We start from the raw sequence: 23,548 nt of genomic DNA, 5'->3' as shown, positions 1-23,548 counted from the left end.
CACGCCCGCAGGAGTGCGCATGCGCCACATCCCCCACCGCCTCGCGGCACCCGTGCTCGCGCTGGCCCTCGCCGCCACCGGCCTCGGCGCCCTCACCCTCGGCACGGCCGCCCCCGCCGCCGCCCTGGGCAACGGCAACGCCCTCACCCCGCCCATGGGGTGGAACTCCTGGAACTCCCTCGGCACCGAGGTCACCGAGGACCAGGTCGTCCAGACCATCGACTTCATGGCCGCCAACGGCCTGGTCGCGGCCGGCTACGACACCGTCACCATCGACGACGGCTGGTCGCTCTGGCACCGCGACGGCCAGACCACCGACCTCGTCCGCAACGCCGACGGCGCCATGCAGCTCTACGACACCGCCGGAAACCCCGTCGCCGGCACCGACGGCACCGGCACCGACCCCACCTCCGGCCACCTCATCCCCCGCCCGGACCACTTCCCGTCACAGACCGTCAACGGGCGGACCGTCAACGGCATCGAGTACCTCGCCCAGTACGCGCACAGCAAGGGCGTGAAGTTCGGCCTCTACGCCACCGACACCTACCTCACCTGCCAGATGCACCCCGGCAGCCTCGGCCACGAGAGCACCGACGCGGGCGACTTCGTCTCCTGGGGCGTCGACTACGTCAAGTACGACGACTGCCCCTACGGCCCACAGATCACCGGCCCGGACGGCCACAACTACTACACCCAGGGCGAGGGAAAGGAACTCACCCGCTCGGTCTACGCCCGCGTCCAGACCTTCCAGCACGCCCTCGACGCCGCCTCCGCCGCGCAGGGCCGGCCCAAGGTCACCCTCAGCGTCTCCGCCCAGCCCGCCCACACCGGCGTCCCGTACCTGCTCGCGGCCGACGACCCGGCGCGCACCGACCCGGTGGTGCAGGCCGCCGGCACCGCGCCGTTCCAGGCGCCCGGCTACGCGCCGACCGGCGTCTGGTGCGGCCAGGTCGCCAACCTCTGCCGGATCGGCGGCGACCGCGACAGCGAGCTCGACGGGGTGCTCTGGAACGGGCAGTTGCAGACCGCGCTGCAGTACCCCGGCAACGTGCGCCCGGGCAGCTGGAACGACCTCGACATGATGTTCACCGGCTGGCAGGACGTCTACGGCGCCTGGGGCACCACCGACACCTGCACCTGCCACAAGCCGTTCACCGACGACGAGTCCCGCACCGAGACCTCCGTCCTCGCGATGCTCGCCGCCCCGCTGGTCTCCGGCGCAGACCTGCGCACCGCCGCGCAGTCCCAGCACAGCGCGGACGGCCACACCTGGTCCACCGGGATCGACGCCGCGAGCCTGGCGATCCTGAAGAACCGCGACGTCATAGCCATCGACCAGGACGCCCTGGCCAAGCCCGCCACCCTGGTCGGCGCCAAACCCGCGAACGCCACCGCGCCGGTCGTCCTCCAGCGGCGGCTGGCGAACGGCGACACCGCCGTGCTGCTCGTCAACCAGGACCCGGCCGCGAGCCGCACGGTGAGCACCAGCCTGAGCGAACTCGGCCTCACCGGGCCCGGCTACACCGCCAAGGAGCTGTGGACGGGCGCGAGTTCGACCGTCACCGGCACGCTCGGCGCCTCGGTGGCCCCGCACGGCGTGGCGCTGTACCGGCTCAGCGCCCGGCCGGCCACCGGGCCGGCCGCGGTGGTCGACGACGGTCGCTACCACGCGATCGGCGCCGGCGGCAGCGGCGGGCTGGTCCTCGAAGTGGCGGGGACCTGTAGCTCGCCGCTCGGCGCCGTCGCCGACGTCAACACCTGGTGGCCCACGCACACCTCCGAGCAGTGGACCTTCACCAGCAACCCGGACGGCACCGTGCGGATCGCCGACAACTGCGCCACCGCCACCCACGCGCACACCGTGCTCGCCGCCGGCACCGACCCCGGCAACAGCGCCTACCTGCTCGACTACTCGCCCGGCAACCGCTGGCAGGAGTGGCGGGTCACCCAGGACGGCGCCACCGGCACGCTCACCGTCACCAACGTCGCCACCGGCCTGGTCCTCAACGCCCGCACCGGCACGGCGGGTTCGACCGTGACCACGGACGCGGCCGACGGCGCCGCCCCCGGACAGGGCTGGAGCGTCGTGTCCTGACCTCACCGGCGCCCGCGCCCTGACCACGTCCCCTGACCACGTCCCCTGATCACGCCTCCTGAGCGCGTCTCCTGATCACGCCTCCTGAGCGCTCCTCCACCACGACGCCGACGCCCGGCCAGTGGCGCGCCAGGTCGGCGAAGAAGCGCCCGGCGTCGATCGCCGCCTCGGGCGGGTGGACGCCCGGGGCGCGGACGCCGCCGTCCAGGAGCTGGGCGAGGCCGAGGGCCGCCGGCACGCCGGTGCTCTCGGCCATGTCGCCGAGCAGGGCCTCGGCGCCGGTGAGCCGGGCGAGGACGGTGACCGGCCGGCCGTCGCGGCTGCCGGTGGCGGCGGCGAAGAAGCCGGGGAGGCTGCCGGGGCCGGGGAAGCGGGCCGCGCGGGCGGCGGCCCGCAGGGTGCGGCGCAGCGTGGGGCGGTCGAGGTCGACGGCGGCGGTCTCGTTGCCGAGACGCCCGGCGTCGAGGTCGTCCCGCAGGACGTCCAGGTAGGCGGCCGTCCTGGTGGTGACGACCATGAGGTTGGCGGCCGTGCCGCCGGGTCGCAGGCTGCGGTGCAGGGTGACCGGTTCGGGGTGGCCGACGGTGTACGCGGTGCCGCGGTGGCCGCCGGGCAGGTCGAGGGCGACCGGCCGCAGCGGGGGCCGCCGGACGATCCGGCCGCCGTCGACCACCGCGACCGTCCCGCTGATCTGCTGCATCCAGTGCACGGCGGCCGCCAGCGGGGCACCGTCCGGTCCGAGCAGGGAGGTGTCGTCGGGTTCGGCGCCCGCGTCGACGGGCCAGGCGGTGTAGAGGTCGGTCAGGGTGTCGAGGCGGGCGGCGGCCCGGGCGGCGAGCAGGTTGCTGACGCCGGGGCTGGCGCCCATGCCGATCACGGCGCGGACGCCGGCGGCGCGGGCCGCGTCGTCGAGTTCCAGCATGGCGACGGTGGGTTCCCAGTCGTCGCAGATGTCCAGGTAGTGGGTGCCGGTGCGGATCGCCGCGCGCAGCACGCCGAGGCCGAAGCGGTAGTACGGGCCGACGGTGTTGAGGACGGCGTCGGCCTTCGCGAGGGCGGCGTGCAGTTGCACCCCGTCGGTGACGTCGACCTGGCGGGCCCGGACCGGTACCGGGCCGCCGTCGAGGGCGGCGGCGGTGCGGCGGGCGGCGCCCGGGTCGCGGTCGGCGATCACGAGTTCGTGGACGCCGGGCAGTCGGGCGGCGACCCGGGCGGCGACGCGGCCCATCGCTCCCGCTCCGCCGAGGGCGAGCACTCTCATCGTCGTTTCTCCTTTCGCCGGTCTGTGTCCACCGGCTGTGCGGCTGGGCCGTCAGCGGTGCCCGAGCGAGTTCAGGAAGCCGCGGTGCTCGTCGAGGTAGCCGGGGCTGAACAGCGAGCGGGGTGCGGTGGGGCCGTCCCCGTGGACGAGGACGACCAGGCCGGCGGGGGTGCGGCCGCCGGTCGGGCGGGCGAGGACGCCGTACAGCGCCTGTCTACCGCCGGTGGTGGTGACGCGTTCCTCCCTGAGGTCGTACTCGTTCCGGTACACCACCCAGCCGCCCGCGCCGAGCAGGAGCAGGAGCACCACCACGGACAGCAGTGATCCCCAGAGCAGCCATCGCCCGCGCATCTTCGTTCCGCTAACCTATCGTTCTAAAAACGAACGTATCAGATCTGAACGCATTAGGATGGTCGCCATGGTGGAGATTCCGACCCGGGTGCTGGTCGAGGCGATGGTCCGCACGGACGGCACGGTCGACTGCGGCGACCTGTACACCGTGGCCGGCCTGCTCGGGATGACCGACCAGCAGGTCCGGCTGACCGTCAAGCGCCTCACCGGCGACGGGCGGTTCGTCCAGGAGGGGCGCGGCCGCCGGGCCCTGCTGCGGGCCACCGCCGAGACCCGGCGCTCGATCGACCCCGACGTCGAGCACGTGGCGCTGATGTACGCCCAGGACCGCGGCCGGGCCCCCTGGGACGGCGTCTGGCACCTCGCGGGATTCGCCGTCCCCGAGCACGCCCGGCCCGCCCGGGACGCGCTGCGCGAGGCGATCCTCCGGCTCGGCGGCGCCCCGGTGCAGAACGGCCTCTACGTCTCGCCGCACCCCTGGGAGGAGGACGTCCTGGCCGAGGCCGCCGCCCTGGACGTGCGCGGCCACCTCACCCTCCTCACCAGCCGCGACCTGCGCGCCGGCGAGACCGACGACCCCCGCGCGCTCGCCCGGCGCTGGTGGCCGCTGGACCAGGTCGCCGAGGGCCACCAGCGGCTCGCCGAGGTCGCGTCCGACCGCCTCGACCGGCTGGAGAAGGGCCTCACCGGCCCCGAACTGCTCACCGTCGCCCTGGAGTTGGCCGCCGCCTTCACCGAGGCCATGGAGCCCGACCCGCTGCTGCCGCCGGAGCTCCTGCCACAGCCCTGGCCCGGCACCGCGGCCCGCGAACTCGTCGCCCGCTGCTGGGCGCTGCTGCTCGCCGACCCCGGGCCGGGCGCACCCCGGCTGTTCGACGCCTACGCCGAGGTCGTCGCGGCCGTCACCGCGTAGCCGCCGGACCCGGCTCGGTCGCCTCCGTCGCGGCCGGGGCTGCGGGCGCGACCGGCTCCGGCAGGGTGCGGAACAGCAGCCAGCTCAGCACCGGCATCAGCACCAACGGCAGCAGGGCGGTGCGCAGCGAGGTCGCGTCGGCGAGACCGCCGATCACCGGGCTCGCCAGGCCGCCGATGCTGACGGTCAGGCCCAGCGTGATCCCGCTGGCGGTGCCGATCCGCGAAGGCAGGTAGTCCTGCCCCAGCGTGACCTGCAACGAGAACGGCACGTACAGGCCCGCCGAGGTCAGCGCCACGAAGACGTACAGCGCCGGGCCCGGCACCAGCACCACGCCCGCCACGGCCACCGCCGCCACCAGGTACGACCAGCGCGCCACCGCGACCCGGCCCCAGCGGTCCGCCAGCGCGCCGCCCAGCACCGAACCCACCGCGCCGCCCGCGTACAGCACCACCAGCGCCGCGGTGCCCGCCGCCGTACCGCCGCCGACCCGCTGGGTGGCGAACAGCGCGAGGAAGGTGCTCAGGCCGGTGAAAGCGATCGAGCGGCACACCACGGCCAGCGACAGCCGCACGAACGAGGCCCGGTCGTCGGCCCCGGCCACCGGCGCCGGAGCCGTCCCGGCGGCCCGCCGGCGCTCCAGTTCGCGCAGCACCGGCAGGCACAGGACGGCGCCCGCGAGCGCCGGCAGCACCAGCAGCGGGGTCAGCCGCAGGCCGCCGCCCGAGACCACCACGGACACCAGCAGCGGGGCCGCCGCGAAGCCCAGGTTGCCGCCCAGCGAGAACCAGGCCATCCCCCGGTGGCCGTCCCGCGCGGCCAGCCGGGCGACCCGGGCGGACTCCGGGTGGTACGCGGCCACCCCGACCCCGGACAGCGCCACGAACGCCAGGGTCAGCGGGTACGAGCCGCTCACCCCGCTGAGCGCGATGCCCACGCCGCCCACCAGGGTGCTGACCGGCAGCAGCCAGGGCAGCGGGCGGCGGTCGGTGATCGCGCCGAACAGCGGCTGCGCCACCGAGGAGAGCAGGGAGGCGGCGAGCACCACGCCCGAGACGGCGGCGTAGCCGTAGCCGCGCTCGGCCACGAAGAACGGGACCAGGGCGGCCACCGCGCCCTGGTAGACGTCCACGCAGGCGTGTCCGAGGGACAGCAGGGTGATCGAGGAGTCCCGCTTGCCGGGTGTGCTCTTCGGATGGTCAGGCGTACTCGGCGTACTCGGCGTACTCGGCGTACTCGGCGTACTCGGTGTATTCGGCGTACTGGAGGTGTTGGACGCACTGGGCGTAGTGATCGGCGGGTTGTCCGGCGTTGTCTTCGGCATGCCGACATGCTCGGCGCAGCGGCACCTGTCGGGCTTCCGATAATCTGCCAGGTGATGCCGGACATCCGCCACGACCCCGTCGCCCCGACCCGCGTCCAGCGGCTGGCGTCCGGCGCCGGGATCGACGCCCACCGCCACGACGACCACCAGATCGCCTACGCGGCCAGCGGCGTGCTCGCCATCACCACCGACGCCGGCTCCTGGGTCGCCCCCGGAACCCGCGCCATCTGGGTCCCGGCCGGCACCGTGCACGCCCACCAGGCCCACGGCGAACTGGACCTCCACCTGGTCGGGCTGCCCGCCACCGAGAACCCGCTCGGCCTGGACCGGCCGACCGTGCTCGCCGTCGGGCCGCTGCTGCGCGAGCTGATCGTCGCCTACACCCGCACCCCCGAGGACGACAGCCCCGAACGGGCCCGGCTGCGCGCCGTCCTGCTCGACCAGCTGCGCGCCTCCCCGCAGCAGCCGCTGCACCTGCCCGCCCCCGCCACACCGCTGCTGCGCGCGGTCTGCGACCGGCTCCGCGCCGATCCGGCCGACCAGCGCACCCTCACCGAACTGGGCCGGGCGGTCGGCGCCAGCGACCGCACGCTCTCCCGGCTCTTCCGGGCCGACCTCGGCATGACCTTCCCGCAGTGGCGCACCCAGCTGCGGCTGCACCACGCACTGGTGCTGCTCGCCGAGGGCCTGCCCGTCACCACGGTCGCGCACCGCTGCGGCTGGTCCTCCGCGAGCGCCTTCATCGACGTCTTCCGCCGCACCTTCGGCCACACCCCGGGCCGCCACCCCGCGTACTGACCCCGAATCGTCCGCCGCTGGTGGCAGGGTGGGGAGCATGTGCGGTCGTTTCGTCTCCACCACCACGCCCCAGGACCTCGTCGCCCTGCTCGGGGAACTGCGCTGGGATCCGGCCGAGTCGTTCGCGCCGAGCTGGAACGTGGCGCCCACCGACCCGGTGCCCGCCGTCCTGGAACGCGTCGACCGGGAGAGCGGCGAGCTGCTGCGGCTGCTGCGCCCGCTGCGCTGGGGCCTGGTGCCGTCCTGGTCCAAGGATCCCTCCGGCGGCGCCCGCATGATCAACGCCCGCTCTGAGACCGTCCACCTCAAGCCCGCCTTCCGCAAGGCCTTCACCACCCGGCGCTGCGTCATCCCCGCCGACGGCTACTTCGAGTGGCGCGAGGTGCCCGCCGCCGCCGGCCGGAAGAAGTACAAGCAGCCGTACTTCCTCAGCACCGGCTCGGTCATGCTGATGGCCGGCCTGTACGAGTTCTGGCGCGACCAGACCCGGCCCGAGGACGACCCGGTGGCCTGGCTCGCCACCGCCACCGTCATCACCACCGACGCCACCGACAGCGCCGGGCGCGTCCACGACCGGATGCCGCTCACCATCGCCCCCGCCGACCTGGCCGCCTGGCTCGCCCCCGATCTCACGGACTCCGACGAACTCCACCACCTGCTGCGCCGCCCCGCCGACGGCGCCCTGCGGGTGCGGGCCGTCTCCCCCGCCGTCAACAGCGTCCGCGCCAACGGGCCGGAACTGCTCGACCCCGCCCCGGACCCGCTGGGACTGGCGGACTGACGCCGCCCGGCCGTCAGGCGATCCGGCCGGCCAGCCCGGGGTAGTCGAGGACCAGGCCGTCCCGGTCCAGCACGAGGTCGCTGCGGAAGTCCCCGGAGGCGTAGCGGACGGTGGCCCGCCCGCCGTCCAGGCCGAGGTGGGTGTAGGTCTGGCGGGAGGGGTGCACCGTCAGGTCGGGCACCCGGATCCACGCCATCAGGAAGTGCCGCTCGCCCGGGCCCCGGTGGAGGCCGTGGCGCAGCACCGGCGGGGTGTTGGTCACCGGGGAGAGCCCGAGGTCGCAGTCCAGCGCGCCGGCCAGGTCGGGCCGTTCCACGCCGTCGACGCTCCAGCGGCCGCCGTCCTGACGCAGTTCCAGCTCGCGGACGCCGTCGGCGGTCTCGGCCCGGACCCGCATCCGCCGGGTGACGAAGCCCTCACCGGTCTCCAGTTCGTACGTCAGCCAGTACGGCGCGGGCCGCGCGGCGGCGACCCGGCCGCGGGCGTGCAGGGCGGCGGCACCGAGCTCGACCCAGGACGTCTCCAGGCCGCCCGTCTCGGCGACCTGCCAGGTGGGAACGGTGTGCGTGATCATCCGCGTACGCTACCGTCCGGTACCGACAGGCGCGCGCCCGGCTCCGGGCAGCCGGCGGGATCCGGTGACACGGCGCCCGCCCGCGACTACGGTGGGCGGGCGGAACCGTACGTGGGGGTGAGGGCGCCGAAGTGTTGATGTCCAGGACGACGCATGTCCGGCCCGAGGGCGGCCTGCCCGACCACGAGGCCTTCGACCAGCGGCGCCGCCCGGTCTCGCCCGCCACCGCCGGGAACCCGCACGCCGAGCAGCGGGCGGCCGTACTGCCGCCCGAGGCGGCGCGGGCCGCGCTGACCGTCGAGGCGAGCGCCCCCGCTCCCAACCTGCCGCCCCGCGCCGCGGACCGGCTCGTGGGCCGCGACGGCGCGTTGCGGGCGATCGCCGAGGCGCTGTCGGACGGCGACGGCAGCGGGCTGGTCACCCAGGCCACCACACTGCACGGCCTCGGCGGGGTCGGCAAGACCACCGTCGCGCTGCACTACGCCTACGCCGAGGCCGCGCACTACCGGCTGATCTGGTGGATCACCGCCGAGTCCGAGGAGCAGCTCGCCGAGGCCTTCGCCGACCTCGCCGTCCACCTCCACCCCACCTGGGCCCTCACCGCCCCGCCCGGCCAGCAGGTCGAGTGGGCGCTCGCGTGGCTGCGCGCCCACGACCGCTGGCTGCTCGTCTACGACAACGCCGAGGACCCGGTCCACCTCACCCCCTATCTCGGCCGGCTGCTCGGCTGCGGCCACCAGTTGGTCACCAGCCGCCGCGCCGGCGGCTGGCACCCCGGCATCCGCCCGGTGCGGATCGACGTCCTCGACGCCCCCGAGGCCACCCGGCTGCTCTGCGGCGCCGCCCACCCCGGGGCGCGGGCCGAACAGGCCGAGGTGCTCGCCCTCGCCGACGAACTCGGCCACCTGCCGCTCGCCCTCGCCCAGGCCGGCGCCTACGTGCAGCAGACCGGCACGACCTTCGCCGCCTACCGCGAGCTGCTGCGCACCAGCAGCCGGGACCGCCCTGACGCCGGCTCCGGCTCCGACTCCGGTACTGGCTCCGGCGCGGTGGCCACCGTCTCCCGGCTCTGGCACACCACCCTGCGCGCCGTCCAGGCCACCGCCCCGTTCGCCGTCGAGCTGCTGCGCACGCTCGCCTGGTACGCCCCCGAGGCACTGCCGCGCGAAACCCTGACGCCCTTCGGCGCGCGCCGCCCGGCCGAGGTCGACTCCGCTCTGCGGCTGCTCGCCGACTACAACCTGATCACCCTCGGCGAGACCGTCACCGTGCACCGCCTGCTCCAGGGCGTGCTGCGCCGTTCCGACGGCGCCCGCCCGCTGCGCCGGCGCGCCGAACAGCAGCTCGCCGAGGCCGCCGCCCGGCTCTGGCCGACCGCCGGGCCCCGGCTGCGCCGGGCGCTGCTGCCGCACATCCGCGAGCTGGCCGCCGGCGGCCCGTCCGAGCAGCCCACCCCGCAGACCGTCGCGCTGTACCGGCTGGCCGCCGGCGAGCTGACCGACCGGGCCCAGCGGGTGTTCGCCATCCCGCTGGTCACCGCGATGGCCGACGGCCAGACCCGCCTGCTGGGCTCCGACCACCCCGACACCCTGGCCACCCGGGGCCGGCTCGCCGAACTCCACACCCGGGCCGGCGACCCGGCCCGCGCCGTCGCGCTCTGCCGGGCGGTGGTGGCCGACCGCACCCGCCTCCAGGGCCACGACCACCCGGCCACCCTCGCCGACCGCAGCACCCTCGCCCACGCCTACCGCAAGGCGGGTGAACACCGGTGCGCCGTCGAGGAGTTCCGCGCGGTGGTGGCCGACCGGGCCCGGGTGCTCGGCGCCGACAGCCGGGAGACCCTCACCAGCCGCGCGGGCCTGGCCTACGCCCTCCAGGTGGCCGGTCAACACCAGGCGGCGGTGGCGGAGTTCGAGCGGCTGCTGGCCGACGCCGGCCGGGTCCTGGACGACCCCGACCACCCGGACATCCTGGCCCACCGCAACGGGCTCGCGTACGCCCAACTCACCGCCGGTCAGCACCGGTTGGCCATCACCCTGTACGAGCAGGCGGTGGCCGACCGGGCCCGGGTGCTCGGCGCCGACCACCCCGACACCCTCACCAGCCGCGACTGGCTCGCGGCCGCCCACGTCGTCGCGGGAGACCACCGGGCCGCGGTCGCCGGGTACGAGGCGCTGGTCGCCGACCACGTCCGGGTCCAGGGGCCGGACCACCCGCAGACCCTCTTCGCGCGCGGCCGGCTGGCGACGGCCCACTGCGAGGCCGGGCACCCGACCTCGGCGGTCACCCGGTTCACCGATCTGGTCGGCGACTACACCCGCGTCCTCGGGCCCGACCACCCCCACACGCTGGACGCGCGCAGCGGTCTCGCCCACGCCCACCGCGAGGCGGGCCAGCTCCGGACGGCGGTGGACGAACACCGGGCGCTGGTCCGCGACCGCGCCCGCGCCCAGGGGCCGGACCACCCCGGCACGCTGGAGGAGCGCAGCGACCTCGCCTACGCGCTGCGCGTCGCGGGCCGGACCGGCCGTGAACTGGCCGAGTTCGAGGACCTGGTGACCCACCGCGCCCGCGTCCAGGGCCCGGACCACCCGGACACCCTGGACGAACGGTCCAACCTCACCCGCACCCTGCTGCTCGCCGGGCGCCCCCGCACGGCGCTCGCCGAATGCCAGCGGCTCCTCGCCGACCGCGAGCGGGTCCACGGCCCCGACCACTACGAGACCTTCGAGGCTCGGCTGAGCCTGGCCCGGGCCTTCGGCGACGCCGGCGACCACCGACACGCGGCGGAGCTGTGCGACCGACTCGTCGCCGACCGGCTGCGGGTGCTCGGCGCCGACCACCCCGCCGTCCTCCACACCCGCGGCTGGCAGGCCTGGCTGCACGGCGCGGCGGAGCACCACCGGCGGGCCGTGGAGCTGCGCGAACAGCTGGTGGCCGACTACGACCGGGTCCACGGCCCCGACCACCCGCAGACCCTCAACGCCCGCACCGGCCTGGCCTACGCCCTCCAGAGCGCGGGACGGATCCGGGAGGCGCTCGTCGAGCGCGAACGGGTGCTGGCCGACCTGACCCTGGTGCTCGGCGCCGGGCATCCCACCACCCTCAGCGCCCGCCTCCAGCTGGCGCGGACCCACGACGAGAGCGGCGACCACCCGCGCGCCATGGAGCTGTACGCGGAACTGGTCGCCGACTGCGTCCGGCTGTACGGCGAGGAGCACCCCCGCACCCTCAGCACCCGGTGGTGGCTCGCCTCCGCGCACGGGGACGCCGGGGAGCACCGGCACGCGGCGGAACTGTACGAAGCACTGGCGGCCGACCGCGCCCGGCTCCAGGGCCCCGACCACCCGGAGACGCTCAACACCCGCCGGTGGCACGCCGACAGCTGCCGGGAGGCGGGCGACCACCGGCGGGCCGTCACGCTGTCCGAAACCCTGGTGGCCGACCAAGCCCGCGTCCACGGACCGGAACACCCCGACACCCTGGGCACCCGTCTGGTGCTGGCGCAGGCGCTCACCGCCGCCGGCCGGCACCGCCGGGCGCTGGAGCTCCACCAGGAGCTCGTCGCGGACCGGGCCCGGATCCAGGGCCCCGACCACCCGGACACCCTCAATGCCCGCTGGTGGCTGGCACACGACTGCCAGCGGGCCGGCGAGCACCGCCGCGCGGTGGAGCTGTACGAAGCACTGGCGGCCGATCGCGGCCGGATCCTGGGCGCCGACCACCCCCAGACCCTCACCGCCCGCTGGTGGCAGGCGAACGGTCACCAGCGGGCCGGCCACCACCGCCGTGCGGTGGAACTGTTCGACGCGCTGGTGGCCGACGACACCCGGATCCGCGGTGCCGACCACCCCGAGACGCTGGCCACGCGCGCCGGACTGGCCTGGGCCACCTCCACCGCGAACGACCACCGCCACGCCATCGCCCGCTACGAGGCCCTGGCCGCCGACCGCACCCGGATCCACGGCGCCGACCACCCGCTGGCCCTGGACGCCCGCGGCTCCCTGGCCTGGGCGCACGCCGAGGCGGGCGACCACCGCCGCGCCGCAGAGCTGCACTCCGCGCTGGTGGCCGACCGCACCCGGATCCAGGGCCCCGACCACCCCGACACCCTCGGCACCCGGCGCTCGCAGGCGGCGGGCCACCACGAGGTCGGCGAACTCGACCGCGCCCTGGAGCTGTACGAGGCACTGGTCGCGGACCTGGCCCGGGTCCTGGGCGCCGACCACCCCGACACCCTGGACACCCGGCTCGGCCTGGCCCGGACCTGCCGCGAGACGGCCGAGCACGACCGCTCGGTGGACCTGTTCCGGGCCCTGGTCGCCGACTACGAGCGGGCGCTCGGACCGGACCACCCCGACACCCTCGACGCGCGGCTCGGCCTCGCGCGGTCGGTGGTGGCGGCGGGCGACCACCCCGCCGCCGCCGAGCTGTACACGGCGCTGCTGGCCGACCAGGAGCGGGCGCAGGGCCCGGACCACCCGGACACGCTCACCACCCGGTGGTGGCAGGCCGCCGCCCACCGCGACGCGGACGACCAGCGCCGCGCGGCCGAGGCCTTCGGCGCCGTCGCCGCCGACCGGGCCCGGGTGCTCGGCGCCGACCACCCCGACACCCTCAATGCCCGCTGGTGGCAGGCCTCCTCGTACCGCGCGGGCTACGACCTCCAACGCGCGCTCGACCTCGCCGTGCCCCTGGTCGCCGACACCGAGCGGGTGCTCGGGCCCGACCACCCCGACGCCCTCGGCGCCCGGTTCCTGCTGGCCTGGACGTACCGGTCGGGCGGCGACCACCGCCCCGCGACGGAACTCGACGAGGCGCTGCTGCGGGACCGGATCCGGCTCCAGGGCCCGGACCACCCCGACACCCTCGCCTGTCGCGGCAGCCTCGCCCAGGACCGCCGGCTCGCGGGCCTCCTGCACCAGGCCGAGGCCGAACGGGAGGCGCTGGCCGCCGACCGTGCGCGCATCCACGGCCCCGACCACCCGGACACCCTCCTCCAGCTCTCCCAACTCGCCGAGGCCGTCCTCGCCACCGGCGAACTCGACCGCGCCACAGCCCTGTTCACCGAGCTGATCGCCCACCGGACCCGGGTCCAGGGCGCGGACCACCCGGACACCCTCGGCGAGCGCTCCGGCCTCGCCTCCGTCCACGCCCGCGCCGGCCGGCAGCGGCAGGAGATCGTCGAACGGCTGATGCTGCTCGCCGACCACGAGCGCGTACACGGCCAGGACCACCCCGACACCCTCACCGCGTGCACCGACCTCGCCCACGCCCACCGCCGCCGCTGGGAGCACGACCGCGCCGACGCGCTCTACCGCGCCCTGCTGGCCGACCGCACCCGGATCCTCGGTGCCGAACACCCCGGCGCCCTCGACACCATCGATGCCCTCGACTCCCTCGACGACCGGGACAGCATCGCGCTCAACCTCGTCGAGGCCGGCCGGTACGCGGAGGGCGCCGACTGCTACCGGAAGGCGCTGGCCGCCGCCGAATCGGCCCTCGGCCCGGAACACCTGCTCGCCCACGCCGTGCGGTACGGCCTCGCCCAGGCCCTGCTGCTCGCCGGGGACCACGAGGGCGCGATCGCCGAACTGTCACCCCTGACGGCGGACTGGACCCGACCCGCCGGCCCCGCCCTGCCCGGCCTCGTCCGCTCCGGGTGCGTCCTCGCCGTCGCCCGCCACCTCAACGGGGAGCACGAGGCGGCGGTGCGCCTGGCCGCCACCCTCGCCGCCTGCGCGGACGACGCCCTCGGCAGCACCGACGACGCCACCCTCGCCGCCCGCGAGGCCCACGCGCTGCTGCTGGCCTGCGGCCCGCGGCCGCTGCGCGCCGTCGTCCGGCTGGAGGAACTCGCCGAGGAGTGCGCCGCGAGCCACGGCCCGCGCAACTCCCTCACCCTGAGCATCCGCCAGAGCCTCGCCCACGCGCGGCTGCGGGCCGGAGACGCCGTCGGGGCGGTGCGGGTGTACGAGGGCATCGTCGCCGACCGGCTCCCGACCGGGGCACTGGTGACCGGACACCGGCACGCCGACGACGTCGCCGTCAGCCTCGGCACCCTGCGCCCCGGGCTGCTCCCGGTGTTCCCCACCCTGGCCGTCGGCCTGGCCGCCGCGCTCGCCGCGAGCGGGCGCCGGGACGCCGCCCGGGACCTGCTGGTGGCCGTCCACACCGCGCGCCGGACCCTGATGGGCCCCGGCCATCCGCTGGCGGTGGAGAGCCGGACGGCCCTGGCCCGACTCGACGGCGGCGCAGCGCAGTCGCCCGCCCCACTCGACGGCGGCGGGCCGGAGTCGCTGCCGGCCGCACCCGTCCGCGCGGAGCTCGGGCCGGAACCGTCCGAGCCGGCCGCGCTGATCCGGTGCTCGCGCGGGTCGCGGCGCCGCTCCCCGGCGCCCGCGGTACCGAGGACGGCCTGGCGGCCCCGGCTCACCCTGCTCGACGAGCCGGCGGTGGGGGCCACCGTGCGGCTGGAGCTGCGGTTGGAACCCGAGGTGCCGCGGGCCGACCCCGGCGAGCTGCCGGGCCTGCGCCTGGTGGCCGTCGCCGCCTCGGACGCCGTGCTCGATCCACCCGTCGCCGACTACAGCCCGGCCGGGGAGCCCGCCCGCTTCGCGCTGACCCCGTCCGTGCCGGGGCCGCACACCGTCCGGATCACCGTCTACGACCGGGGGCACGGCTCCGTGCTCCAGGACCTGTCCACCGTCGTCGACGTCCCGCACGTCCCGCACGTCCCGCACGTCCCGCACGTCACGCACGTCACGCACGTCACGCACGTCCCCCAAGTCGGCCAAGTCGGCAAAGTCCCCACCATCACCCAAGTCCCCACCGTCACCCACATCGCCCAGGACGAGGAGTAATCGCGTGGCCCGGGACCTCCTCGTCGAGATCCGCCAGAACCCCTCCGCCGACTTCACCCGGCTCCCCCGGCAACAGGCGCCGGACGCCCCGCAGGCCAAGGAGCCGGCCCCGCTGGACCTCGTGGTCTCGCTGCGCCGCCACCGCGACGACCTGCTCGTCTCCGCCTTCCGGCCCGGCGAGCGCACGCCCTGGTCCCGCCCCCACCGCGCGGAGCTGAAGGTGTCCGCCCCCGCCCTGCTCGCCCGGGCCTCCCGACTGCGGACCATCTGGCGCGACCGCCTGGTCCAGTACGACCCGGAGCCGATCGGCGTCTACCCCTTCGCCCAGGCCGTCGACTTCAATCGGCTGGCCGGCGTCGCCGAGCGGCAGGTCGCCGAACTGGCCGAGGAGGGACGGTACTTCCTGGAGGTGATGCTCGACGGGCCGGACCGCGAACTCACCGTCTTCCGCGACTACCTCACCCGGACGCTCACCGAGAGCGGCTCGCTGCGGATCAGCTTCGACTCCGACCTCCACCTGCCCTGGCCGATGCTCGCCGTCGACGGCGGCCACGCCGACCCGTGGGCGGACTTCCTCGGCCACCGCCACCAGGTCGAGCAGACCGGCGCCGGCTACCCGCCGATCCAGCCGCCGTACCCGGCCCGCACCAGGCCCGTCACCAGCCTCAACACCGACGACCAGCTCACCGACGTCGGCCGGGCCCCCGAGGTCCGCAAACTGCTGGAGGACCGCTCCCAGCTGACCGTGCGCACCGAGTCCGAACCGCTGCTCAAGGCGCTGTCCTCCGCCGTGTTGGACGAGGACGTCATGTACTTCTGGTGCCACGGCCAGTTCGTCGCCGGCGACTCCCCGTACGAGCAGCTCGCCGTCCGGCTCTCCGACGACCGCCAGATCGACGCCGACCTGGTGCGCCGCCACCGCCGCCGGCACGCCGAGGCGCCGGACGCCATGTTCCGGCCGTTCGTGCTGCTGAACGCCTGCCACACCGGGCAGTCCACGGCCGCCGAACTGGAGCACCTCGGCCGGGCACTGGTCGACCTCGGCGCCAACGGCGTGCTCGGCCCGCAGATCGAGATCCCGCAGGTCTTCGCCGCCGAGTACGCCTTCGCCTTCCTCGACCTCTACCTGACCGGGGAGTCCACGGCGGGCGAGATCACCCAGCAGTTGGTCCGGTGGTTCGCCCGCGAGTACCGCAACCCGCTGGCGCTCACCTACTCCCTGCACTGCGGCCTCGACAGCATCCTGGAGCTGACCCCGTGACGGCGCCCCCGCCCATCGCCACCGCCACCGTCGACCTGGACGAGGAGGGCCGGCTGCTCGTCCCCGGCACCCGCACGCCGGTGCCCGAGGCCCGGATCGCCCAACACCTCGCCCGGCACCTGCGCATCCCCCCGCGGGCGACCGACGTCTACGTCTACGTCCACGGTTGGCAGACCAGCCCCGCCGCCGCCGACCGCTCGGCCGCCGCCCTGCTCACCGAGGCCGCCGCCCTGCACCGGTCCGCGCCGACCTCCTACCCCGGGCTGACCAGGGGGTTCCGCCCGTGGTGCGTGGTGGTGCGCTGGCCGTCCTCCAGCCTGCCGTCGCCGGCCGGGTACCGCCGGATCCGGGCCCGGGCGCACGCCATGAGCGCCCAGGGGCAGGCCGGGCGCGTCCTGGGCCACCTGCTCGGTTACCTGGACGCCGACCGCGGCGACCCGGCCGCGCCCCGCGTCCTGGCCAACCGCAACGGCCAGTACCTGCACCTGGTCGGCCACTCCTTCGGCGGCCGCTTCCTCTGCGAGGCCGTCCAGTACGCGGCCGACCGGCCCGCCGGGCCACCGGTGCTGGGCTGGAGCCGGCCGGGCGACCCCACCCGGCCGTTCACCGTCGACAGCGCGCTGATCTTCCAGATGGCCGCGCCCCGCGACGCCTTCACCCACCTCTTCCCCCGGCTGTTCCTCGGCCCCGGCCGGCCCGGCGCCCCGCTGCGCGGCCCGCTGGTGCTCACCCACTCCCGCTGGGACCGCGCCACCGGCTTCTGGCACCTGCGCGCCGAGGGCCGCCCGGGCATCGGCCACTCCGGCACCGGCGTCGCCCCCGTCCCCCAGTTCAGCACCCGGCTGCGCCCGACCGCCTCCCCGTACCCGCACGCCGAGTTGGACCACCCGATCGTCAACATCGACGCCGCCCGGGTCTACCGCGGCGGCCTGGCCACCCGCCTCAACCCGGCGGGCGCCCACTCCGACTTCCACCACCCCGAATCCGCCCACCTGCTGCTCAGCCTCGCCGCCCACTCACGCTGACCGGACGGGCCCGTCGTCCCGCTCGGGTACCCCGGCCGATCCACGCCAGCCACCGCGCGGGTCAGTCCGCGCCGGTCAGTCCCGCGGGGTGAACGACTCCAGGTAGGCGGCCGCCTTCGCGGGGTCGAGGAACCACTGCTCCAGGTCGGCCGGGTCGTTGAAGGCGTTGGCGAACCGGTCTGCGACGGGCGGGAGTTGACCGGCGGCGCCGAGCAGGTGCAGGACGTGCTCGGGCGGCGGCGCGAGCATCGCGTTGCTCCAGACGGTGCCGGGGCGGACGGTCTGCCAGAAGCGGTCGAAGGCGGCCCGCATGAAGTCGCGGTCGAACGGCTTGTCGCCGTGCGCGAGGATCGCGTCGAGGTAGCCGGCCGCGCACCGGGCGGCGTTGTTGGAGCCCTGGCCGGTGATCGGGTCGTTGAGGACGACGACGTCCGCGACGCCCAGCGCCGCTCCGCCGCCGGGCAGTTCGCCGACCGGGTGGCGGACGGCGGGGGTGAAGCGCCCGGCTAGGGTGGCGCCGGTGTCGGTGAGTTCGATTCCGGCCCGGGCGCGGTCATACTCCCAAGGAGTGAAGGCCTTCATCAGGTCGAGCGTCACCCGCAGGTGTTCGGCCGGGTCGCGGACCCCGTCGAAGGCGTCCGCCGGGCCGCCCGGGGCGGCCTCCCAGAGCAGGATGTCGCACGGGCCGGCCGCGGTCAGCGCCGGCATGACGAACAGTTCGCCGACGCCGGGCACCACGTTGCAGCGGACGGCGGGGAAGTCGTGCTCGGGGCGCGGGCCGAGCCCGTACACGTAGCTGGCGGCCAGCGCGCGCTGCGGCCGGTCGTAGCGGGAGCGCTCGTGGTCGCGCTCGAACATCGCGGCCAGGTCGCCCTTTCCGGCCGCGACCAGGACCAGGTCGTAGGAGCCGGAGAGGTGTTCGAGGTCGCCGACGGTCACCGGGCGGACCACGACCCGGCCGCCGCGCCCGGCGAAGGTCTCCAGCCAGACGGGCATCTTCAGCCGCTGGTCGACGGACTGCGCGGGCGCGTCCAGGCGCCCGACCCAGTCGATCAACCGCGCGGACTCCGGCCCGGCGACGGAGACTCCGACGCCCTCGATCCGGGGTGCGGTGTCCGCCCAGAGGTCCAGGCCGAGGTCGCGTTCGGTCCGCAGCGCGGCGTCGAACATGCACTGGGTGGACAGCACCCGGCCGCTCCTGACCGCGTCCGCGTCGCGGTCGGTCATCACCGTCACGTCGTAGCCGTGGGCCTGGAGCCCCAGGGCCAGCTGGAGGCCGGCCTGCCCCGCGCCGACGATCAGAACTCTGCGCATCGTCTCCGCTTTCCTGGTTGTACGTCCTGGCCCGGCCTCAACACCCTTCCGTCCGTGGGCTGGTGAGCCCGCGGGGGGAGGTGGGCACCGGTCGGCCGCCAGTCGCGCTGCCAGTGGCCTGGATACCAGTCATCGGGCACCCGCGTCCACGGCCCGCGCACGCCCGGCCGGGAACGTCACCGTCCGCGGTCGGATGCCGTCGAACAAGCGATTTGAAAAATTCTTCAACTTCATACATGCTGGCGAGCCGCCGACCCCCGGCCCGACCCGAGAGGACAGCCCGCGCGCATGAGCGACCACCTCCCCCCGTGCCCGTCGTGCTCCAGCGAGTACACCTATGAGATGAACGCCCTCATGGTCTGCCCGGAGTGCGGCCACGAGTGGATGCCCGCGGCAGGCGGCGCCGCCGAACCGGCCGGTCCGGGCGAGCGGGTGATCCGGGACGCGGTCGGCAACGTGCTCAGCGACGGCGACACCGTGACCGTCGTCAAGGCGCTCAAGGTCAAGGGCAGCGTCTCCGGCATCAAGGCGGGCACCAAGGTCCGCAACATCCGTCTGGTCGACGGCGTCGACGGCCACGACATCGACTGCCGGATCGAGGGGTTCGGCGCGATGCAGCTCAAGTCGAGCGTGGTCAAGAAGGCCTGACCGGGCCCGCGCCCGGCGCGAAACGGCGGCGGCCGGCGGCGCGGCGGGGAAGAGGATCGGGCTGAGCAGGTACGGCTCGCGGCCCGGCCCCGGCCCGTTCGCCAGCCGGGGCTCCAGGACGGCACGCAACTCGCCGCTGAACTCCGCGAGTTCCGCCGGGTCGAGCCAGAACGTGCCCTGCCGGTAGGCCACTCCCTGGGCGGCCGGGTCGGCGTCCTCGCGGTCGAGGTAGGCGTTGAACTCGGCGATCAGGACGGCCATCGCGGCGGCGAAGCCCCGGCGGTGGTCCTCCCGCGTCATCGTGGCGGCCGCGGCGGCGTCCACGACCGGTCGGTCCTCGCGCAACCGGTAGTGCCGCTCGACGGCGCCGCGCACCCGGCGCTCCTCGGCGACCTCCAGGAAGCCGGCCTCGGCGAGCAGCGCGACGTGCCGGTACACCGTCACCTTCGACACGCCGGACAGCCGCTCGCACAGCTGCGACGTGGTGAGCACCTGCCCGCCGGCGAGAGCGTGCACCACGCGCAGGCGCACCGGGTGGAGGAGGAGGTCTACCGCGTCGAGGTCCATTGCCCCACGATTTCACAGTCGCTATCATTATCAAAGATGAAAACAGTGCGCCCGGGAGACGACCCGGGTGCCGGTTCCCAGGGGGGAAGCACCATGCGCCAGACGAACGGGCGGGCCATCACCGTCAACGGGCGATCGCTCTACGTCGAGGAGTCCGGACACGGCACGGACGTCGTGCTCTTCGAGTCGGGCCAGGGCCTCGGCCGCGTCTCCTGGGACCCGGTCCTGCCCCTGCTCGCGGACCGTGCCCGGCTGGTCGCCTACGACCGCGCCGGCTTCGGCCGCAGCGCCCGCACCGACGCCCCCCTCGACCTCGACGACTTGGCGGCCGACCTGGTCGCCCTCGCCGAGGCCGTCGCCCCCGGCCGGTTCGTCCTGGTCGCCCACAGCATGGGCGGCCTGGTCGCCCGCCTCGCGTACCAGCGCCTCGCGCCCCGGCTGCGCGGCATCCTGATGGTCGACACCACACCGGAGACCGCGCCCGCCTTCGACACCATCGACCAGATCGCCCGCCGCGTCGACCGCACACTCGCCATCGGCCAACCCCTGGTCCGCAGCCGCCTGGTGGCCCGTCTGCTCAGCGGCACCGCCCGCCGGGTCTTCCCCACCGACACCTACGAGACCATGCTCGCCGAGGACTTCGTCCCGGCCGGCCTCGCCCAGACCCGCCGCGAGTTCCGCGCCGTCGCGGCCGCCGTCCCCCGGCTGCGCGCCGATCCCCCGGCACCCCCCGTCTGCCCGACCGTCCTGCTGTCCGCCGACCGCCCCCGCCGAGGCGGCGAACGCACCCACCCCGCCCTCCAGGAACACCAGCGCCGCTGGACCGAAACCCTCCCCGACGGCCGCTACGAGACCGTCGCCGCCGGCCACTTCATCCAGGGCGAGCGGCCCGACGTGGTCGCCGCCCGGATCCGCGAACTCCTCGACCGCGGCTGAGCGGTGGGCCACCGGGCCTCGGTCGACCGGCCGCAGAGCGTCCGCCCGTCCGACCCGATCGCCGGCCCGATCGCCGACCTCGGCCGGTTCACCCCGGCGGCAGCAGTCCGGGCACCGGGCCGCCGCGACGGGACAGCCGGCGCAGGAACGTCAGCACTCCGGGTGTCCCGACCGCCCAGGCGCGGGACTCGGCGGTCGGGTCGCCGCCGGGGAAGACCGGGCGGCCCGCCGGCCCGCCGGCGCGGGTGAGGAGCAGGGCTGCCAGTTGCTCCGCCGCGTGCCAGTGGCGGGGGTCGCCGGTGGCCGCGGCGAGGTCCACGAGGAGGTCGCCGACTCCGGCCAGGCCGCAGCAGCGGACCACCAGGGCGGTGCGCGGGGCGAGCGTCCGGCAGGTGTCGGCCGCGTCGGCGGCCAGGGCGAGGAGGGCGTCGTCGCCGTACCGGATTCCGGCCTGGACGAGGACCGTGCCGAGGCCGGCCAGGCCCCGGCACCAGGAGAGGTAGCGGCGGGTCGCCCCGGGCCGCAGGGCGGCCGCGCTGAGGCGGGGGAGGTCGGCGGCGAGTCCGTCGACGATGCGGCGGGCGGTCCGGCGGGACGCCTCGTCGGGCCGGGCGAGGAGGAAGTGGGCGATGCCCGCGCGGCCGTGCGCGAAACCCTCGGCGAGGGCGGCGGTGCCGGGGTTGGGCTCCTCGCCGGGATCGTCGAGGGGCCGGGCGGTCAGTGCCGTGGCGCACGCGGCGGCCGCCGCGAGGTGCCGGTCGGTGTCCCGGCCGAGGGCGGCGCGCAGCAGGTGGGCGGTGCCGATCCCGGCCGCCCCGGCGATCTGGTCGTCCCCGGCGGGCTCGTGGTGGCGGTGGTACGGGGACTTCGTGCCGGGCGGCTCCGTACCGAGGGTGGCGGCGGCCCGTGCGAGGAACAGGTCGGCGCCCGCCCGGCCCTGGTAGAGCGAGCCGTCGAGGCGTTCCAGCGCCGGGTGGCCGGCCGTCCAGTCGGCCAGGGCGGTGGCGGCGGCCCGGGCGTCGGGGCGGTCCGCGTGCTCCAGCAGTTCGAGGCCGAGGCCCGCGGCCCCGTCGTAGAGCGACAGCAGGGTGCGGGGTTCGCCGGCGCGCGGGTCGGTGGCGACCAGCTCGCGGGCCATCCGCACGCAGGTGCCGACGGTGTGGTCGACGGCCTCGTCGAGCGGGGCCCGGCGCGGCCCGGCCGAGCGCCGTGCCGGGGGGCGGCCGGGCGGCCTCCCCTCCCGCAGGCCGGCGGCGGCGGCCGAGCGCCGGTCCCCGTCCGGGCTCACCAGGCCCGCGACCAGGGCCACCGCGGAATCCGCCGAGTCCGAAGGGCCGGGGAGGGCCGCGCGCAGACAGGCCAGGGTGCGGTCGCGGTTGGTCGCCGGGTCGGGGTCGATCACCACCGGGTCGAGGCCGGTGAGGGCGTGGTGCAGCGTGGTGCCCAGCGCGTAGTAGTCCTCGGTGGGGTCGGTCCCGGTGGCGCCGGGCAGCCCGTAGCCCGCCGTGGCCCCGGGCGGTCGGGCGCCGTCGAGGGCGCTGACGCCGAAGTCGACCAGCGAGCAGCGGCCGGCGGCGTCGAGCACCACGTTCGCGGGTTTCAGGTCGCAGACCACCACGCCGCGCGCGTGCACCGCGTCCAGGATCCGCAGCAGTCCGCACGCCAGGCCCCACCAGTCGCGCCCGCCGGTGCCCGGCCCGGGGTCGTACGGGCCCGCGGCGAGGACGTCGCGCCGCAGGTCGCGCGGCCCGCACGCGCCGCTGACCAGGTACTCGTCGGCGCCGTGCCGGAAGTAGTCGACCAGCGGCGGCACCCCGGGCACCCCGGCCAGGGCGGTGAGCACCCGGCGTTCGTGCCGGAGCCGGCCGCGCGCGTCGGTGCCCGCGCCGTCCTCGCCGACGTGGGCACGGGCCTGTTTGACCACCACCTCGTGCCCGGTGGCGAGTTCGACCGCGCGGTAGACGTGGCCGTTCGGCGAGCGGGTGATCCCGGCGGTGATCCGGTACCGGCCCTCGCCGACCCGGGTGGTCGGCGGCCGGGCGGCGGCGACGGGCGTGAACGGGTCGCTCGCCCAGGGCGGTTGGCGGTAGCGGGCTTCGGCCAGGCCGGGGAAGACCGACCCGTCCGGGCCGGTCATGCCGTAGTCGGCGCCGTCGTCCGTGACCCGGAACAGTCCGTAGCGGTAGTAGACCGGCGCGTCCGGCCGGAGCCGGCGGTCGCTCACCACCCGGGGCCCGGCCCAGCCGGCCAGCGCCCGGGCCAACTCCGTTCCCAGCGCGACGAGATCCGCCTCGTCCGGGTAGACCGTGACGGCCTTGCCCACGGCCGCGGGGCCGCGCAGCCCGCTGTTGAGCTCCCGCAGCACGGCCGCACCCGCCGCGAACTTCGCGTCGCAGGTGCGGCGCAGCAGGATCGGGACCACCGCGTCCAGCAGCTGCGGGAGTTGGCCCTGCCGGGCGGACAGGTGGAGCTTCCAGCCGTGGGCGCGCGCCGGCATCCGCGGGTCCTGGAGGTACCACCACTGCCCGTCGGTGTGCAACGGGCGGCGCGGGCCGGGCGCGGCGGCCGCCAGGTCGGCGACCCGGCGCCGCAGTGCCTCGGCGGAGCCGGGGTCGGGTGGTGTGGTCATCGCTCCGCCCCTCCCCCGGTCCGCTTCCTCGGTACGGGTCAGCAGTCCACGGCGCAGTCGAAGCGCGTCGGAACGTAGGTGACCCACGGGTCGGCGAGACACGCGACCGGGGTGAGGTCCGCGTCGTGCTCGTCCTCGAAGACGATGGCGTCCTCGTCGATGTCCAGCAGGCCTGCGTCGCGGATCTCGGTCACCACTGCGCTCATGG

Annotated in this window: 17 protein-coding genes and 1 pseudogene; 9 read left to right on the top strand and 9 right to left on the bottom strand. The window is 75.8% G+C overall.

All coding sequences use genetic code 11. The annotated features are described in order from the left end of the window. Positions 1-19 precede the first annotated feature (19 nt). Positions 20-2,095, top strand: a complete 2,076-nt coding sequence (locus AB0O19_RS26265) for a hypothetical protein (RefSeq protein ID WP_363622899.1) — start codon at positions 20-22, stop codon at positions 2,093-2,095. A 49-nt stretch (positions 2,096-2,144) separates the two neighbouring features. On the opposite strand, the gene AB0O19_RS26260 is transcribed toward AB0O19_RS26265, so the two are convergent. Together AB0O19_RS26260 and AB0O19_RS26255 are read right to left on the bottom strand one after the other, a co-directional pair. Then, complete coding sequence (locus tag AB0O19_RS26260; RefSeq protein WP_363622897.1) at positions 2,145-3,356, bottom strand: saccharopine dehydrogenase NADP-binding domain-containing protein; 1,212 nt, start codon at positions 3,354-3,356, stop codon at positions 2,145-2,147. Between the two features lie 51 nt (positions 3,357-3,407). Continuing rightward, on the bottom strand, positions 3,408-3,707 hold the full coding sequence (locus AB0O19_RS26255; protein ID WP_363622895.1) for a hypothetical protein: 300 nt from the start codon (positions 3,705-3,707) through the stop codon (positions 3,408-3,410). A gap of 67 nt (positions 3,708-3,774) precedes the next feature. Between AB0O19_RS26255 and AB0O19_RS26250 the strand changes: the two genes are divergently transcribed. Then, on the top strand, positions 3,775-4,620 hold the full coding sequence (locus tag AB0O19_RS26250; protein WP_363622893.1) for a PaaX family transcriptional regulator C-terminal domain-containing protein: 846 nt from the start codon (positions 3,775-3,777) through the stop codon (positions 4,618-4,620). Here the strand turns inward: AB0O19_RS26250 and AB0O19_RS26245 are convergent. Then, positions 4,610-5,782: an MFS transporter gene (locus AB0O19_RS26245; RefSeq protein ID WP_363622985.1), complete on the bottom strand. Its 1,173-nt coding sequence runs from the start codon at positions 5,780-5,782 to the stop codon at positions 4,610-4,612. The two genes, AB0O19_RS26250 and AB0O19_RS26245, sit on opposite strands and share 11 nt — an antisense overlap. Positions 5,783-5,819: 37 nt before the next feature. Next, entirely contained in the window at positions 5,820-5,969 is a 150-nt protein-coding gene (locus tag AB0O19_RS26240) for a hypothetical protein (protein WP_363622989.1), read from the bottom strand. A 29-nt stretch (positions 5,970-5,998) separates the two neighbouring features. Here AB0O19_RS26240 and AB0O19_RS26235 point away from each other — a divergent pair, with 29 nt between their 5' ends. Both AB0O19_RS26235 and AB0O19_RS26230 read left to right on the top strand, forming a co-directional pair. Continuing rightward, on the top strand, positions 5,999-6,742 hold the full coding sequence (locus tag AB0O19_RS26235; RefSeq protein WP_363622891.1) for a helix-turn-helix transcriptional regulator: 744 nt from the start codon (positions 5,999-6,001) through the stop codon (positions 6,740-6,742). Between the two features lie 37 nt (positions 6,743-6,779). After that, positions 6,780-7,523, top strand: a complete 744-nt coding sequence (locus AB0O19_RS26230) for an SOS response-associated peptidase (RefSeq protein WP_363622889.1) — start codon at positions 6,780-6,782, stop codon at positions 7,521-7,523. Between the two features lie 13 nt (positions 7,524-7,536). Here the strand turns inward: AB0O19_RS26230 and AB0O19_RS26225 are convergent, their stop codons facing one another. Beyond that, a complete protein-coding gene (locus AB0O19_RS26225) occupies positions 7,537-8,097 on the bottom strand; it encodes a putative glycolipid-binding domain-containing protein (protein WP_363622887.1) in 561 nt (186 codons plus the stop codon). A gap of 137 nt (positions 8,098-8,234) precedes the next feature. Between AB0O19_RS26225 and AB0O19_RS26220 the strand changes: the two genes are divergently transcribed. Genes AB0O19_RS26220 through AB0O19_RS26210 form a run of 3 tightly spaced genes read left to right on the top strand, consistent with a single transcriptional unit; the run spans position 8,235 to position 17,246 of the window. Further along, a complete protein-coding gene (locus tag AB0O19_RS26220) occupies positions 8,235-14,960 on the top strand; it encodes a tetratricopeptide repeat protein (protein ID WP_363622885.1) in 6,726 nt (2,241 codons plus the stop codon). A gap of 4 nt (positions 14,961-14,964) precedes the next feature. Next, complete coding sequence (locus AB0O19_RS26215; RefSeq protein WP_363622884.1) at positions 14,965-16,221, top strand: CHAT domain-containing protein; 1,257 nt, start codon at positions 14,965-14,967, stop codon at positions 16,219-16,221. Continuing rightward, positions 16,218-17,246 carry a hypothetical protein gene (locus AB0O19_RS26210; protein ID WP_363622882.1) on the top strand — a complete coding sequence of 343 codons (1,029 nt, stop codon included), beginning with the start codon at positions 16,218-16,220 and terminating at the stop codon, positions 17,244-17,246. The genes AB0O19_RS26215 and AB0O19_RS26210 overlap by 4 nt, the downstream gene beginning before the upstream one ends. A gap of 75 nt (positions 17,247-17,321) precedes the next feature. On the opposite strand, the gene AB0O19_RS26205 is transcribed toward AB0O19_RS26210, so the two are convergent. After that, positions 17,322-18,560, bottom strand: coding sequence for a styrene monooxygenase/indole monooxygenase family protein (locus AB0O19_RS26205; RefSeq protein WP_363622880.1), 1,239 nt, complete (start codon positions 18,558-18,560; stop codon positions 17,322-17,324). A gap of 288 nt (positions 18,561-18,848) precedes the next feature. Between AB0O19_RS26205 and AB0O19_RS26200 the strand changes: the two genes are divergently transcribed. After that, positions 18,849-19,208 carry a zinc ribbon domain-containing protein YjdM gene (locus AB0O19_RS26200; RefSeq protein WP_063345891.1) on the top strand — a complete coding sequence of 120 codons (360 nt, stop codon included), beginning with the start codon at positions 18,849-18,851 and terminating at the stop codon, positions 19,206-19,208. A 402-nt stretch (positions 19,209-19,610) separates the two neighbouring features. Here AB0O19_RS26200 and AB0O19_RS26195 read toward each other — a convergent pair. After that, positions 19,611-19,775: pseudogene (locus AB0O19_RS26195) on the bottom strand (helix-turn-helix domain-containing protein); the annotation flags it as partial. A gap of 93 nt (positions 19,776-19,868) precedes the next feature. On the opposite strand from AB0O19_RS26195, the gene AB0O19_RS26190 reads away from it, so the two are divergent. Next, complete coding sequence (locus AB0O19_RS26190) at positions 19,869-20,711, top strand: alpha/beta hydrolase (RefSeq protein WP_363622878.1); 843 nt, start codon at positions 19,869-19,871, stop codon at positions 20,709-20,711. 88 nt (positions 20,712-20,799) lie between these two features. On the opposite strand, the gene lanL is transcribed toward AB0O19_RS26190, so the two are convergent. Together lanL and AB0O19_RS26180 are read right to left on the bottom strand one after the other, a co-directional pair. Further along, positions 20,800-23,340 (bottom strand): class IV lanthionine synthetase LanL, encoded by a 2,541-nt coding sequence (lanL, locus tag AB0O19_RS26185; protein ID WP_363622876.1) that lies wholly within the window; start codon positions 23,338-23,340, stop codon positions 20,800-20,802. 38 nt (positions 23,341-23,378) lie between these two features. Then, a complete protein-coding gene (locus AB0O19_RS26180) occupies positions 23,379-23,546 on the bottom strand; it encodes an SflA family class IV lanthipeptide (protein ID WP_363622874.1) in 168 nt (55 codons plus the stop codon). Between the last annotated feature and the right edge of the window lie 2 nt (positions 23,547-23,548).

This window comes from Kitasatospora sp. NPDC091276 (assembly GCF_040684355.1).
Lineage (GTDB): Bacteria > Actinomycetota > Actinomycetes > Streptomycetales > Streptomycetaceae > Kitasatospora.
This window is presented reverse-complemented; position numbering and strand designations above follow the sequence as displayed.

What these genes read in the sequence shown, in the direction of transcription:
- AB0O19_RS26265 (WP_363622899.1), top strand. Translation starts at nt 20, where the DNA reads ATGCGCCACATCCCCCACCGCCTCGCGGCACCCGTGCTCGCGCTGGCC.
- AB0O19_RS26260 (WP_363622897.1), bottom strand. Translation starts at nt 3,356, where the DNA reads ATGAGAGTGCTCGCCCTCGGCGGAGCGGGAGCGATGGGCCGCGTCGCC.
- AB0O19_RS26255 (WP_363622895.1), bottom strand. Translation starts at nt 3,707, where the DNA reads ATGCGCGGGCGATGGCTGCTCTGGGGATCACTGCTGTCCGTGGTGGTG.
- AB0O19_RS26250 (WP_363622893.1), top strand. Translation starts at nt 3,775, where the DNA reads ATGGTGGAGATTCCGACCCGGGTGCTGGTCGAGGCGATGGTCCGCACG.
- AB0O19_RS26235 (WP_363622891.1), top strand. Translation starts at nt 5,999, where the DNA reads ATGCCGGACATCCGCCACGACCCCGTCGCCCCGACCCGCGTCCAGCGG.
- AB0O19_RS26230 (WP_363622889.1), top strand. Translation starts at nt 6,780, where the DNA reads ATGTGCGGTCGTTTCGTCTCCACCACCACGCCCCAGGACCTCGTCGCC.
- AB0O19_RS26225 (WP_363622887.1), bottom strand. Translation starts at nt 8,097, where the DNA reads ATGATCACGCACACCGTTCCCACCTGGCAGGTCGCCGAGACGGGCGGC.
- AB0O19_RS26220 (WP_363622885.1), top strand. Translation starts at nt 8,235, where the DNA reads ATGTCCAGGACGACGCATGTCCGGCCCGAGGGCGGCCTGCCCGACCAC.
- AB0O19_RS26205 (WP_363622880.1), bottom strand. Translation starts at nt 18,560, where the DNA reads ATGCGCAGAGTTCTGATCGTCGGCGCGGGGCAGGCCGGCCTCCAGCTG.
- AB0O19_RS26200 (WP_063345891.1), top strand. Translation starts at nt 18,849, where the DNA reads ATGAGCGACCACCTCCCCCCGTGCCCGTCGTGCTCCAGCGAGTACACC.
- AB0O19_RS26190 (WP_363622878.1), top strand. Translation starts at nt 19,869, where the DNA reads ATGCGCCAGACGAACGGGCGGGCCATCACCGTCAACGGGCGATCGCTC.
- lanL (WP_363622876.1), bottom strand. Translation starts at nt 23,340, where the DNA reads ATGACCACACCACCCGACCCCGGCTCCGCCGAGGCACTGCGGCGCCGG.
- AB0O19_RS26180 (WP_363622874.1), bottom strand. Translation starts at nt 23,546, where the DNA reads ATGAGCGCAGTGGTGACCGAGATCCGCGACGCAGGCCTGCTGGACATC.